The organism is Idiomarina sp. UBA3176, from assembly GCF_002364295.1.
Classification (GTDB): domain Bacteria; phylum Pseudomonadota; class Gammaproteobacteria; order Enterobacterales; family Alteromonadaceae; genus Idiomarina; species Idiomarina loihiensis.
The window spans coordinates 26,435-40,478 of sequence record NZ_DEXU01000024.1 but is presented as its reverse complement, the minus strand read 5'-3'; the positions used below and the strand labels follow the sequence as shown (position 1 = coordinate 40,478).

Annotated in this window: 13 protein-coding genes; 8 read left to right on the top strand and 5 right to left on the bottom strand. The window is 47.4% G+C overall.

The features are described from left to right. Positions 1 to 219: 219 nt before the first annotated feature. From arsB to B2U97_RS11590, 3 genes are all read right to left on the bottom strand, one after another. On the bottom strand, positions 220 to 1,248 hold the full coding sequence (arsB, locus tag B2U97_RS11600; RefSeq protein ID WP_272989319.1) for an ACR3 family arsenite efflux transporter: 1,029 nt from the start codon (positions 1,246 to 1,248) through the stop codon (positions 220 to 222). Continuing rightward, on the bottom strand, positions 1,235 to 1,966 hold the full coding sequence (locus B2U97_RS11595; protein WP_272989317.1) for a metalloregulator ArsR/SmtB family transcription factor: 732 nt from the start codon (positions 1,964 to 1,966) through the stop codon (positions 1,235 to 1,237). Before B2U97_RS11595 ends, arsB begins: the two co-directional genes overlap by 14 nt. A gap of 418 nt (positions 1,967 to 2,384) precedes the next feature. Continuing rightward, on the bottom strand, positions 2,385 to 4,049 hold the full coding sequence (locus tag B2U97_RS11590) for a dipeptidyl-peptidase 3 family protein (protein WP_011235351.1): 1,665 nt from the start codon (positions 4,047 to 4,049) through the stop codon (positions 2,385 to 2,387). Between the two features lie 97 nt (positions 4,050 to 4,146). Here B2U97_RS11590 and B2U97_RS11585 point away from each other — a divergent pair, with 97 nt between their 5' ends. Then, positions 4,147 to 4,995: an HDOD domain-containing protein gene (locus B2U97_RS11585; protein WP_272989314.1), complete on the top strand. Its 849-nt coding sequence runs from the start codon at positions 4,147 to 4,149 to the stop codon at positions 4,993 to 4,995. Here B2U97_RS11585 and rdgC read toward each other — a convergent pair. Together rdgC and B2U97_RS11575 are read right to left on the bottom strand one after the other, a co-directional pair. Beyond that, positions 4,992 to 5,882, bottom strand: a complete 891-nt coding sequence (gene rdgC, locus B2U97_RS11580; protein ID WP_034822272.1) for a recombination-associated protein RdgC — start codon at positions 5,880 to 5,882, stop codon at positions 4,992 to 4,994. The two genes, B2U97_RS11585 and rdgC, sit on opposite strands and share 4 nt — an antisense overlap. Before the next feature lie 73 nt (positions 5,883 to 5,955). Further along, the gene (locus tag B2U97_RS11575) at positions 5,956 to 7,689 is read right to left on the bottom strand and encodes a sensor histidine kinase (protein WP_034822274.1); all 1,734 of its coding nucleotides are present in this window, start codon (positions 7,687 to 7,689) and stop codon (positions 5,956 to 5,958) included. A gap of 176 nt (positions 7,690 to 7,865) precedes the next feature. Between B2U97_RS11575 and B2U97_RS11570 the strand changes: the two genes are divergently transcribed. The 7 genes from B2U97_RS11570 to B2U97_RS11540 all read left to right on the top strand — a co-directional run bounded on the left by B2U97_RS11570 (position 7,866) and on the right by B2U97_RS11540 (position 13,998). Continuing rightward, positions 7,866 to 8,660, top strand: a complete 795-nt coding sequence (locus B2U97_RS11570; RefSeq protein WP_011235347.1) for a DUF3450 domain-containing protein — start codon at positions 7,866 to 7,868, stop codon at positions 8,658 to 8,660. A gap of 12 nt (positions 8,661 to 8,672) precedes the next feature. Then, on the top strand, positions 8,673 to 10,052 hold the full coding sequence (locus B2U97_RS11565; protein WP_011235346.1) for a MotA/TolQ/ExbB proton channel family protein: 1,380 nt from the start codon (positions 8,673 to 8,675) through the stop codon (positions 10,050 to 10,052). 2 nt (positions 10,053 to 10,054) lie between these two features. Continuing rightward, positions 10,055 to 10,585, top strand: coding sequence for a MotA/TolQ/ExbB proton channel family protein (locus B2U97_RS11560; protein WP_011235345.1), 531 nt, complete (start codon positions 10,055 to 10,057; stop codon positions 10,583 to 10,585). Positions 10,586 to 10,606: 21 nt separating this feature from the next. Next, a complete protein-coding gene (locus tag B2U97_RS11555; protein WP_011235344.1) occupies positions 10,607 to 11,014 on the top strand; it encodes an ExbD/TolR family protein in 408 nt (135 codons plus the stop codon). After that, the gene (locus B2U97_RS11550) at positions 11,015 to 11,623 is read left to right on the top strand and encodes an energy transducer TonB (RefSeq protein WP_011235343.1); all 609 of its coding nucleotides are present in this window, start codon (positions 11,015 to 11,017) and stop codon (positions 11,621 to 11,623) included. It begins immediately after the preceding gene. Positions 11,624 to 11,634: 11 nt separating this feature from the next. After that, entirely contained in the window at positions 11,635 to 12,888 is a 1,254-nt protein-coding gene (locus B2U97_RS11545) for a tetratricopeptide repeat protein (RefSeq protein ID WP_011235342.1), read from the top strand. 135 nt (positions 12,889 to 13,023) lie between these two features. Further along, positions 13,024 to 13,998: a porin gene (locus B2U97_RS11540; RefSeq protein ID WP_231378591.1), complete on the top strand. Its 975-nt coding sequence runs from the start codon at positions 13,024 to 13,026 to the stop codon at positions 13,996 to 13,998. Positions 13,999 to 14,044: the final 46 nt, after the last annotated feature.

Here is a 14,044-nt window from a genome sequence, read left to right as displayed (position 1 = left end):
TGCCTGCTTTTGGGCTTGGGGGGGAGTTTGCTGTCTTGTTTCGCTTGAGCATTGCGCCCCCTATGGCGGAGACGCTACAAGCTCATCCATGAGGGCTTGACGAAGGCCATCCTTGGCCTTCGACACTCCACCATAGGGGGCGCAACACTCATAACGCTTACAAGACAACAAACTCCCCCTCCCATATCTAAAGGTTTTTTGCGCTCATCACTCCACGCCTTAACTTGATGCAAACCAGTGTTTGGTTTTATTCGCGAACCAGACTAATGAGAGCATTACCGGTACTTCTACCAGCACGCCAACAACCGTGGCTAGCGCTGCGCCGGACTGCAAACCAAATAGTGAAATAGCTACGGCTACTGCTAACTCGAAAAAGTTTGAGGTACCAATTAAGCAGGCCGGAGCCGCAATGCGGTAAGGCAGCTTAATTAATAACGCAATAATAAAGGTAATAGCAAAAATGCCGTACGTCTGTACCAATAATGGCGTAGCAATCATGGCGATATCCAGCGGACGGGTCAGCAAAACCTCAGCCTGAAAACCAAATAACAGCACCACAGTCAGAAGCAGACCCACAATTGACCAGGGCTTCATGTTCTGATCAAAGTTCGCGAGTGCTCTATTACTGTCTGAATTTGAGCGGGTAATGTACTGACGCGTTATAAATCCGGCAATAAGCGGAGCAATAACGTAAAGACCAACGCTTAGTAGCAGGGTTTGCCAGGGCACAATGATATCGGTAACACCAAGTAACAAGGCCGCAATGGGCGCGAACGCGAAGATCATAATAATATCGTTAACCGACACCTGTACCAGCGTGTAGTTAGCATCGCCTTTGGTCAGCTGGCTCCAGATAAAAACCATGGCAGTACAGGGGGCAACGCCTAATAAAATGACTCCGGCCAGGTATTCGTTTGCGGTTTCGGGTTCAATAAAGTCGGCAAATATACCTTTGAAGAATAACCAGCCTACCAACGCCATGGTAAAAGGTTTCACCAGCCAGTTAATGACAACCGTCAGAATTAAACCTTTGGGCTCTTTCGCTATTTGCGTGATAGCAGCAAAGTTAACCTGCACCATGACGGGGTAAATCATCAGCCAGATAAGTACTGCGATAATTAAATTAACCTGAGCAAACTCAAAAGCTGAAAGCCATTCGAAAGCGCTTGGAAAGAAGCTCCCCAGAGCCGTTCCTGCAATAATAGCTAAGGCTACCCAGGCAGAGAGAAAACGTTCAAACACACCCATTATCGATATCCTTTATCAGTTGGGGGTTATAGTCGGCGGTGGTAATAATGATTTTACGCATCCAGTCAGGTAGTGCCGGATTCAGTTGGTAGTAAACCCAGCGCTGGTCTTTGCGGTCAATCAGCAGCCCATATTCGCGCAGCTGAGCCAGGTGGCGCGACACTTTAGGCTGCGACATGGCGGTAGCATCAACAAACTCGCACACACACAGCTCTTTGTGCTTCGCTAACAGGCTTATCATGGTTAAGCGTAGCGGGTCTGCCATAATCTTGAAGAAATCTTCCGGTGCATTAAATAAATGCGGCTTGCCACTGTTCTTGCGCAAAATGAGCAAAAACATCTTAATGCGGTCACTTAACTCATGAGCGGTCTTCTTAAAGGCATTGTTTTTTTTGCTGCTTACCGGGTCGGGAAAGTCCCAGGCTATAAAGTGGTTCTCTTTGTATTGTAGCTGGCATTCAGAGCGGGCGCGGTCGCATAAGCTGATAACGTAATCAAATTCATCGATGCTTAAATCTGAAACGGCCTTTGAACCTAACCCTTCGGTACTAACCCCGAGGGCTTGCAGCGCTTCAAGAGCTTTAGGTTCAGGCTGGGTTGGCTCAGTGCCGGCACTGTAAACTTCCAGCTCATCATTACCAAACTGTCGCAAAATGGCTTCGGCCATTAAAGAGCGAGCCGAGTTGGCGGTACAGAGAAACAGAACCTTCGTGGTCATGAGTATCACCATATATTCGATATTTCATATATATGGTAGATCGAATATGTAGAAGGTGCAACAGGATAGGGACTGAACCAAGAGCGCTGAGGTTACAGGAACCATTGTGGAGGACGCCCGTGAATACATCCCTGTAGGGCTTGGGCAGCGCCATCCATGGCGCTGCACACCTCCACCGTGGTCCGCTGTAACCGTCGTACGCGCTCCTGTTTCAGTCCCTATCCTAATATCAATGCCAGGTTGGATCTCGCAGGTGTAGATAGGGTAGGTTGCTCACTTGCAAGCGTTATGAATGTTGAGCCCCCTGTGGCGGAGTGTCGAAGGCCAAGGATGGCCTTCGTCAAGCGTTCATGGATGAACTCGTAGCGTCTCCGCCACAGGGGGGTCAATGTTCAAGCGAAGCAAGTGACAACCTGCCCTACAGCCCCAGCACCTCTTTGCCCTGGTCAAAGGTGACGTCAACCGGTATGCCGGCGTCGGTTAGTTTGTCCAGGTCGGCTTTTAGTTGCGGGCTGACAACGCCTAGCGTTGCAACCAGTTCAGCTACGCCGTTGTAGTCGCCGTCGCCCTGCAGTGTCAGTATTTTTTCTGACAGGCTGTTCATGGCTTCGCGCATTTTGTCCATATTAATGGCGTATTGACCGCTGGCGTTACGATCGAAAGCGCCTGCGTCGGCGAAGTAGTTAAAGCGGATCATGTTGGCTTTGCCGTGTGCACTTGAGGCACCAAAACGAACTGAGCGGAAAATACTGGCCATAAAGGTGGTGTAGTAGTCTTTCAGTTCGCCTTCGGCTAAAACGCCTTGCTCAAATAACTGAGTCACCATGTACAGACCCAGAATATCCGCTTTTCCTTCTTCTAAAGCAGAAGCGTGCTCTTTTAATGCTGAACGTACGGTGCCTTTGTCATTCAGGGTATTTTTAATGCCTAAGCCGTGAGCCACTTCGTGGAACATGGTGTTAGCGAAAAAGGCGTTAAAGGTAATGTCTTCACGTTGCTCTGGCACAATGAGTTGCGCGGCAATTGGTACTAGTATTTTATCGAACTTAGCTTGCATGGCATTTTTAAGCTGCAAACGACGTGTGCCTTTTTCTAACTGAACTTCTTCGTCATTAGGCAGGTTAATGGCAATGGTTTTGCTGCCAGCATTTGAATGGCCTGCGTAGTAAACAACATCGTATGCGTTTAGCTGAGCGTTAGCGCCGGGTTTTTCTGCTTTGTAAGCGGGCTCAACCGGTAAACCTTCCTGTAACTGCGGCAGATACTCCGCATACTTTTCCAGACGCTGGCTCCAGGCCTTATCTTTTATTAACACGTAAGACTCAAAAGCGGTTTTGTAACCAAATAAATGGTCCTCATAATTTTCAATAGGACCGATAACCACATCAATATCGTTACCTGTCATGTCCATCCAGGCCATATCGGAAGGTTGGTATTCATTGCTTAAAAAAGCATCGGCGCGCAAACGCAGGTACTCTGAAAAATCTTTGTTTTCTGCTAAATCGGCAGCCTGGCGGAGTAAATCAGCGGCTTTAGTTAAAGACTCTTTATAAGCCTCTGAGTAGGCTACTGTTTTCAATTCGCCTTCATCGTTGCGACGCAACAACGTATATAAACTGTCTTTGTTCGCAAGCTCGGCGTTTTCAAATTCCGTTTTGGTCATGTCGGCAGGGTAAAAGTTAGCGCCTGCAGGTTTGTCTTCAAAACCGGTTAAGAAGGGCTGGTTATTGTTTAGCCTATCCCATGGTCCGTAGTTAATAACAGTAAACTCCCGGGCTTTTTCTTCAACCTGGTTTAAAAGTTTTTGTTTATCACCCGGAAACGCTTGCTGCCAAAATAGGTTGTCCATAATTTTTGACGCGTCTATGAGTAAACCGACCATTTTTTTCTGCTCGTTTGATAAATGCGACAGGTCCGTTTTTAGTTGGTAGGGTGTGTAGATATCAAGTCTTTGTTCTGCCCCCTCAACTAATTCGTAGTTATTTTGTTGTCCGCTATCAGGGTTTTGTGTGGTGGTTTGTGGCTCGCTGCAACCCATTAAAACCAGCGCTAGTGGTGCTAAGCTAAAAAGTGTTTTTTTCATAATATGACGTTTCTAGAAATTGAGTTGTTGTAAAGTTCTGTTAATCTACTTCCAAGCTTTTTCAGAAGCAAGAAAACCATAATAATAAGGAAATAAAATGTCATCGCAAAATGCACTATACATGCTAATTGACGAGCGACTCAGACGTGATGAATTAAAACTTCCCGGCTTACCTGAAACGGCAGAGCAAGTGCGCAACGCAGCCATGGATCCGGACTGCAACCTGCACGATCTCTGTCATATTATTCAGCAAGATACCGCGTTGACAGCACGGCTTATTCGCCTGGCGAATAGTGCGTACCTTGGCGGCAGAAACAAAGCCGAGAGCTTAATGCAGGCGTTAACTCGTATTGGTATGCGGCGCATTCGGACACTGGCATTGGCAATGGCAATGGAGCAGGTGTTTAAGCCGGACAATGACATAGTACAGATGTTTTCTCAGCAGTTTATTGTTGAAAGCAGAGAAATTGCGGCGGCAGCCGTTGTTATAACCGAAGACTTGCAGCGCAGAGGCATTGGTCATCGGCTGCATCAGGACGTTGCGCTGTTAGCCGGTATGGTGTCGCGCATTGGCGTTGCCCCAATTTTGCATATGGCGAATGAGTTTGAAGACAGCTTCGCCAACCCTTCTTTTATTAAAGAGTGTATTAACCAGTTCAGTTCGCCTTTAGGCAGTAATATTCTCAGCTATTGGCAGTTTACGCCAAACCTGGTGCAGGTGCCGCTGCACTATTACAACGGCAGAATGAGCTTAAACGATGCAATTACCGTGAACTACTGTGACATTGTGCATTTGGCTGCTTTGTTAACCGGAAATGTGAAACCTGGCAAGGACAGTGTGACTCTGGTTGAGTATCAAATGTTGGGGGTGATTAAGACCGATGATTTTTGGCAGCAGGAGTCTGTGCAGAAATCCTACCGCCAAATGCTGGACTTGCTGTCTTAGCCAAAAGCTTTCTTTAAATCGTCAAACAGAAGCCCGACTTCGGCGCTAACCAGAGCAAAGTCGGCGTCGATTTTTTCTTCCGGGCTAGGGTCAACTAAATCGTCTTTGGCGTCGAGCAGACGGTCTGTTGGTTTGACTCGTTTTAACGCCATATCCGACTCAATAATAAATTCTAAATTTTCCTGCCATACCAGACCTAAACGAGTGACTTGCTTGCCACCGGCTAAGTGTGCCTGAATGTCTTCACGGGTTAAGTCTTCCTGCTTGCAGCGAATAATGCCGCCGTCCGCTTGTGGTGAACGCAATTCTGCTTCATCACCAAACTCGAATGGATTCGGTAATTCAGCACTTTGTAACCAGGCCGTCAGGTAAGTTTCAACTGCGTCACTTGGGCTTACCGGGCGCACAGGTAACGAGCCGACAGAACCACGCAACAAACCTAAAAAGTCTTCGGCTTTATTGGCTGCTGACTCATCAATAGCAATAATTTGGCGGTCTAGGTCGATGTAACCCCAGCTTTGGCGGAAACGGCTGAACGCCTGTGGCAGAAGCTGGTGAATTAAGTCTTCTTTTAAGTTTTGTTTTTCTTTGCGCGGCACTGAGCGGCCTTCGGCTTCACTGATCTGGCGTACTTTTTCGTCCAGCTGGGCGTTAACAACCGTGCTCGGAAGTACTTTTTCTTCTCGTTTGGCACACAGCAACCAGCAATTACCCAGGCTGTGAGTCAGTACTTCATTGTCTGCGCCAAAAGGCGAAGACCAGCCAAATGAGCTTTGGTCCGAGCGCGAACAGGGGTGAAAGCTGTGCTCAGCTAATTGCTCAGAGAAATCATCTGGCAGGGAAAAGGTTTCGCTGAATTGATAAAAACGAAGATTTTTAAACCACATAGGTAAGCTGTTCCTGTCGCAACAAATAAAACAAAAATAAGGGCAGGGATTGTAGCCCGTTAGGGCAGAGCTGTCAGTTTAAAACCTGTACAGAAAATGAAAAGAAATAGTTTAAACCTTTACCGGGTTCACTTTCCGCGCTGATTTCACCAGACAGAGTCTGAGTGACCAGGTTCCTGACAATATGCGTACCCAGGCCGCTGCCACCCTGGTCTCTTTTCGTGGTAAAGAAGGGGTCGAATAAGCGTTTAAGTTGAGCTTCGGATAAACCATTACCATTGTCAGAATAGTGAACCTGAAGGGTTTCACCATCGAGCCGGATAGAAATGGTCATAAGGCCTTCATCAATGCCGTCAAAGGCATGCCGTAGCGAGTTAAGAATCAGGTTGGTAAAAATTTGTGATAAAGCACCCGCCGGGCAACGTATGAAAATGTCATCGGCACATTCAAGATGCACCTGATGGTTGGTCTTTTTAAGGTGAGGCTGCAAAGACTGAACTAAGTCTTCGATATAACTTTTCAGGTTAATGTCGCGGATAGCGTCCGACGCCTGGTCGACAGCCACTTGTTTAAAGCTGCTAATAAGATCAGACGCGCGGTGCAGGTTGCTGTCCAGTAAGTTCAGGCTTTCGCGACCTTCCTCTATAAATTTCTTCAACTGCGTTTGCGTCAGTTCTTTATTAAGCAGCGACTGATCAAGCGTGTCGAGCTTTTCGCGTAAGTAAGAGGACGCTGTAACGCTAATGCCTATGGGCGTATTCACGTCGTGCGTAATACCGGCAACCAGCCCACCCAGCGACGCCATTTTTTCCGACTCAATAAGTTGCTGTTGAGTTTCACGCAAGTTATTCAGCGAAGACTCCAGCCGCTGGTTAGACTGACGCAATGTATTTTCAATGGCGCGGCGCTGGCCAACTTCGCGCTCCAGTTTCTCCTGACGCATTTCCAGCTCGTTCTTACGTTGTTCAAGGTCAAGCATAACCTGACTTAAACTGGAGGTTTTGCGCGCCACCTCCTGCTCAAGTATGGCATTTTGCTCGTCGAGCTGACGGTTAGCCGCTTTGAGCTTCTTCTGGGTACGGTCCAAATCGGACTGATATTCCTCAATATTATCCAGCAGCTGGTTATAGGCTTGCTCTACCAGTACCAGTTCATTGTTGTGCTGATCCGCTAAGCGAATTCTGGAGCGTTCTAGGTTATCCAGCCGGAAACCTTTAATTTGCTGAGTTAAGTCGCTGAGTGGCCGGTTCAGCATGCGGTTAAAGGCAATAGTGAAAAGCACAATAAGGAAGATACTTTTAATAATGGCGTTACCGATAATAAAGCCAAGGCTCACTTTAATACGGTCAATGGCAATGTCGCGGGTCGAAAACAGGCTGACATCACCCACTTTGGTGGAATGACCGGAAAATTCAAATATGAGTGAATCGTAGTAGCCGAAAATGCCGTTACGTTCAGGTAGCAACGCTCCTTCGCTATTGTCGTCGGGCAAGTCGCTCATTTCTGTGGTTTCGCCCAGCTGCACCAAAATATTACCGGCATCGTCGCGGATAAGAACACCGGCAATAGCGGGAATACTAATAAGGCCGTCGGCAATGGTATCAATCTGGTTGCTGTTGAACTCCCAAAGCGAACGCGTCAGGGAGCCATTAAATGTGCTTTGCTGGTTCTGTAGTTCGGCAATCAGTACTCGTTTGGTATCAAAATATTCAGCTCCAATTTGTATCGCGGTCACAATTAACGTCAACAAAAAGTAGACGGAAAGCACGCGAGTTAATAAGGAGGATGAAATACTTTTGATTGCCATAGACTGAGGTCAACGAGTTGTACAGATAGGGATAAACTAATTCATTGACTGAAATAACGCAATAAAGCAATCCCGCCAATAAAAAGCACTGACACAAAAATGACATATTACAGTCATTAAGCTGTCACGAAAAGTGACTAAAGTCGCCACAAATTAATTCACAAAGGTCATAATTTATGAAGTTAATTACTTCTGCTGGCGCTTTAGCTGTTGCAGCCTTAGTTGCGGCTCCGGCTTATTCGCAACAGGACACACTGGAACCTGTGGTTGAGCAGGCATCCTCTATTAATGAATCTGCCCGTCAGTCGCAACTGACTATAGACCAGATTTCCGATGATATGCAGGAACGACTGCAACAGTATAAACGCATCATGAAAGAAATTGATGGATTAAAGGTTTATACCGCGCAAGTCGAGCAGCAAATCGATAGCCAGGAAAGTGAAAAAAGCGACATTAATAACTCTATTGATCAGGTCAGTTATGTCGAACGCCAAATTACTCCACTAATGTTGCGGATGATTGACTCGCTTGAGTCTTTTGTTGAATTAGACGCCCCGTTTCTGCAGACCGAGCGAAGTGAACGCTTACAGCAGCTGAATGACTTGATGGAAAGAGCCAACGTCGATGTCTCTGAGAAGTTCCGTCGGGTTATGGAAGCTTACCAGATAGAAGCTGACTACGGCCGCAACATTGAAGCTTATACCGCTGAACACGAAATTGATGGTCAGCAACAAGACGTCACCTTCCTGCGTGTTGGCCGTGTCGCTTTGATTTACAAAACCCGCGACGGTCAGCATCTGGGATTATGGAACCAGCAAACGCGCAGCTGGGAAGAGCTTGATAGTAAGCACTTACCAGAAATTGACGAAGCCATTCGTATTGCCAGAAAACAACTGGCGCCAGATTTACTGATGATGCCGCTGTTCGCGAATAAATCGACCAGTTCTTCTAACAACGGCAGCGGCCAATAAGGAATGATAGCCATGAGATTAAGTAAGCAGATTGCAAAATGGTTCTCAGTAACGCTACTGGCCATCACTTCTTCCGCAGCTTTGGCGGCACCGGTTCCGCAGGAACCCATTAATTTAGATGAGCTTCTGCAGCAGTTGCAGCAGGGCAAGTTCTCGCAGTCAGAGAACAACAAAGAACGTGAACAGCGTTTTCGTGAAAGAGAGCAAGAACAAAAAGCTATGCTGGAAGACGCCATTGCCGAGCGCAATCGTCTGGAGCAGCGCGCAGAGCAACTGGAAACTCAGTTCGAGCAGAATGAAGTTGATTTGGGTAACTTGAGCGATACTTTAACGCAGCGCATGGGCTCACTGAAAGAGCTGTTCGGTGTTTTGCAGCAGGTGGCTAACGACGCCTCAAGTAACTTTGATAACTCGGTTATTTCTGCTCAGTATCCCGGGCGTGCCGAGAATTTATCGGAACTGGCTGAACGTATGGGCTCGTCGTCTAAGCTGGCCTCTATTGAAGACATAGAAAGCGTCTGGTTTGCCTTGCAACAGGAAATGACGGAATCCGGTAAAGTTGCTGAATTTACCACTCAGGTTACCGCGGCAAACGGCGACAAGTCAGAAAAAGAAGTGGTTCGTGTCGGTGCATTCAACCTGGTTGCAGACGGTAAATATCTGGAACGAGTGGGTGAAACCGGTTCGGTTGCCGAACTGGTACGTCAGCCAGCAGGCCGCTACCTGAGTACCGCAGAAGAGATTCAGCAAACCGACAGCGGCATTGTGACTTTTGGTCTTGACCCCACTGGTGGTTCAATTCTGAGTCTGTTAGTTCAGGCGCCAAGCCTGAGTGAGCGTATTGATCAGGGCGGAACCGTTGGTTACATCATTTTAGCACTGGGTGCTATTGGCCTGCTGTTTGCACTGGAACGCTTTGTTTCGCTGATGCTGCTGGGCAATAAAGTGAAGCGTCAGCTGAAAAAAGATAAGCCGAGCGATGATAACCCGCTGGGCCGAGTGATGTTGCTGAAAGACAAGTATCCGCAGGCTGACACTGAAACCCTGGAATTGAAGCTGAGTGAAGGGATTTTGCGTGAAGTGCCGAAGATTACCCGCAACCTGACGTTCATTAAAATTATTTCAGTGGTCGCACCGCTAATGGGTCTGCTGGGAACGGTCACTGGTATGATCAACACCTTCCAGGCAATTACCTTGTTTGGTACGGGTGACCCGAAACTGATGGCAGGTGGTATTTCACAAGCCCTGGTAACGACGGTACTGGGCCTGGTGGTTGCGATTCCCATGACGTTACTGTTCGCGACGTTACACACGCGTAGTAAAAACCTGATTCATATACTGCAGGAACAAGCATCCGGCATTATCGCGGAGCGGTCTGAGCGAGGAGAGTAACCGTGTTATTCCTCATTGAATTCAGTAATGCGATTAGAGATTTCATCGAGTCCGGCGGACACGTTCTGCTGGTCATCGGAATCCTCATTTTTACCATGTGGCTGATGATTCTTGAACGCATTTTTTATTACTTCAACGGGCACCGTAAAAATGTGAAAGAAACGCGGCAACGTTGGCAGCAGCGGGAAGATAAATCGTCGTGGAATGCAGAGCAAATTCGGCAGGCGATGATTTCGCGGGTCAGTTTGGCGTTAGGCGGAAACTTACCGATTATTAAGGCGCTGGTGGCCTTGTGTCCGCTGCTGGGGCTGATGGGTACCGTAACCGGCATGATTGAAGTGTTCGATGTCATGGCGGTAACCGGAACCGGTAGTGCGCGCTCAATGGCGTCGGGTGTCTCTAAAGCCACTATTCCGACCATGGCGGGTATGGTTGGCGCCTTGTCAGGTGTATTTGCCGCAACCTGGCTGCAACGTACGACTCGCCGTGAGCGCATGAAGCTGGAAGATAAAATTTTATTGGAGCGTCACTAAGGTGATGTCGAGGACAGGATTATGAAGCAGCATTTTGCCAATTTAATTGAAGAAGAAGAAAGTGCTATCGATATGACACCCATGCTGGACGTGGTGTTCATTATGTTGATTTTCTTCATTGTCACGGCGTCTTTCGTGAAGGAAGCCGGTATTGATGTGAACCGCCCGGATGCGGCCACCGCAGTGCAAAAAGACCGTGCCAACATCTTAATTGCGATAAGTGAAAGCAACGAAATCTGGATTGATAAGCGCCAGGTGGATGTGCGGGCAGTGCAAGCTAACATCGAACGTTTGTACGCGGAAAATCCGCAAGGGTCTGTGGTGATTCAGGCGGACCAGGAGTCAAACACCCGGGTGTTAATTAAGGTAATGGATGCAGCCCGCTCAGCGGGGGTTTACGACGTTTCTGTAGCAACGGATGAAGAGTAAATGATGAGATTCCTGGCAGCATTACTGGTTGCAGCTTTTGTCACCATTGGTTTGTTTTACCTGATGCAGTCCTTGATCAGTGGTGGCGAGGGCGCAATGAGCGAACCGCCCCGGGGCAGCGTGCTGGACTTTGTGCGCACGCCTGAGCCTGAAGAAGTTCAGGAGAAGGAGCGCAAGCCTGAACGCCCCCCAGAGCCTGAGCAGCCACCTGAAGATTTGCCCCAGCCGCAAATGAATAATGATATTGCGGATACTGACGGCGGATCAGGTTATGACTTTTCGGCCAATATGGACAGCGGTGCAGACATTGGCAGTGGTATGTCACTGCAGGCAAGCGACGGCGAGTATCTGCCTATTGTGAAGGTTCAGGCTGCATATCCGCGCCGGGCTTTGCAGCGCGGCATAGAAGGTTACGTGGTGGTGGAGTTTACGGTGACAAAACAAGGGTCGGTGCGAGATCCGGTGGTTGTCCAGGCAGAACCGGAAGGTATTTTTGATCAGGCCGCAATGGATGCCGTACTGAAGTTTAAATACAAACCTCGGGTTATTGATGGCGAAGCGGTGGAAGTGGATGGTGTCCGCAACCGCATGACCTTTGAAATGAACTGATTGGGTGACTTATGAAATTTAAATTCATTACTTTTGCGGCTTGTAGTTGCTGGCTGGCCTTTGCCCACCCGGTGTTGGCACAACAGACTGAACGAGTGCCGGCGTTACGGGAAAAAGTTTACGGACAACTGGCGCGGGCGCAGGAACAAGCCGATAACGGTAACCTCGCCGAGGGCATTTCGATACTGGGCGAAGTGGCGGAAAAAGCGGATAGCATGAACAGCTACGAGCGCGCCATGATGTGGAACTTTTACGGTTTCATGTATTACGAGCAGGGCAATACCAAAGAGGCTATTAACTACTTTGAAAAGGTTGTAAAAGAGTCGCCTATTCCTGAATCTTTGGAAAAAAGCACGCTGTACAGCCTGGCTCAACTTGCCTTAAGTGATGGCCAGTTCCAGCGCGCAATTAGCTTTTTAGACCAATGGGAAGGCCTTGCGGAAGAAGGTGAGATGGGTAAAGCCTGGGTGTTAAAAGCACAGGCTTATTACCAGGCTGATAAATACCAGGAAGCTTTGTCTCTAATTGATAAAGCCATTGCAGCTGTCGATGCAGAAAACAAAATACCAGATGAAAACTGGTTGATTTTAAAACGTGCATTGCACTACGAGCTGGAGCAGCCAGAGCAGGTTGCCAAAGTCATGGAGCGTTTAGTGACCAGTTACAGCAAGCCGGAGTATTGGGTACAACTGGCTGGTGTTTACGCGCAGTTGGAACAGGACGAGAAACAGCTGGCGGTACTGGAAGCCGCGCATCAACAGGGGTATATCGAAACAGGCAGTGAGTGGAGGCAGTTAGCTCAGGCTTATTACTTTAATGAATTGCCGTACAAAGCGGCAGAAACCATGCAGGAAGCCATGTCTAAAGGCAAAGTTGATGCCTCTGTCGATAACCTGAAATTTGTTGCTCAGGCCTATACTCAGGCAAAAGAAAATGAAAAAGCCATTAGTGCCTATATGAAAGCGTCAGAAAAGGTTGAGCACGGAAACTTTGCGGCGCAAATAGCTCAGCTGTATCTGGCACTGGATAATAATGAAAAGGCAGTAGAATACGCGAAACAGGCCTTTAGCAAAGGTGAGCTGGACAACGAGGGTAATTTGTATCTGGCTGAAGGAATGGCGTTACTGAACTTGAAACGTTATGAGCAGGCTATTGAGTCTTTTGAGCAGGCTGCAGAAATTGAAGGGGCGGAACGCTCTGCAAAACAATGGCTTAAATACGCGAAAAGTCAGTATAAGCAGCAACAGCAAATGGCAAACTTATAATAAGCGAGTATTTATAACTGTATCCTAACAATAATGTCATGTGATTGACTAAAAAACGAAAAAAAACTGTAATAATTTTTTCATTCATTATAATGTGCGCGAAATTTATACAGGTTTTGTTTTTTTGTGAGGATAATGATGACAAAGTACTCGGTTCCGTTAATGATTGCTGCCACTGCAGCCAGCTTTTCGGCTTTCGCTAATAATGATGACAGTTTAACGGTTTACGGCCGGGCAAATGTTTCGTTTCAAAGTAATGACTATGGTTTTGGTTCAGAAACTGAGGTGGTAAGTAATTCATCACGTTTCGGTTTTAAAGGTGCCAGCGAACTGGAGTCCGATTTAGAAGTCTTTTATCAAATAGAGTTTGGCGTTGATTTAGCCGACTCTGATGATGAAGAAGACGCCGTAACGAATCGAAACCAAGTTGTCGGCCTGCGCGGCAATTTTGGCGAAGTGATGATTGGCCGTTATGATACTTTTTTAAAGGATTCTCAAGGCTCGGTTGATGAGTTTAAAGACTTTGAAGCCGACTTGAAAAGTTTATTCAAGGGTGAAAACCGTCCAGACAACACCTTGACCTATTACTCACCTTCTTATAAAGGCTTTAGTTTCGGGGTTACTTATATAGCGTCAGAAAATGACAATGTTGACGACGGTCTTTCCTTTGGTCTGTTGTACGGTGACAGTAAGCTGAAGAAAACCAATTATTATGCTGCGTTAGCTTTTGATCGTGATGTGAATGGTTATGACGTAACCCAATTAACCGGCGCTACTAAGTTTGGCAAAACCCGAGTCGGTGTGGTTTTGCAGCAATTTGAAACTATTAATGGCTCAAATGATTCTGACGGTTACTTAATCAGCGCTGCTCATCCTTATGCAAACTGGGTTTTTAAAGCACAGTATCAGGCAATAGATGATGACACCGATAACGACGCTTCATTATCTGTCGGTGCCGATTACTTCTTCAGTGGCGATACTCGTGTTTATGCCTGGTACACGGGTCGTGAGTGCGACATCAGCTTGTACTCAACCAAGGGTTGCGGCGCAACGCCAGGTATTGAGCAGGACTTTGTTGCAGTCGGCATTCGCCACGACTTTTCCTGGTAAGCGTTTCCTCTGCAGAAAAACACAAAAGTAGCCTGACACTCTTTGT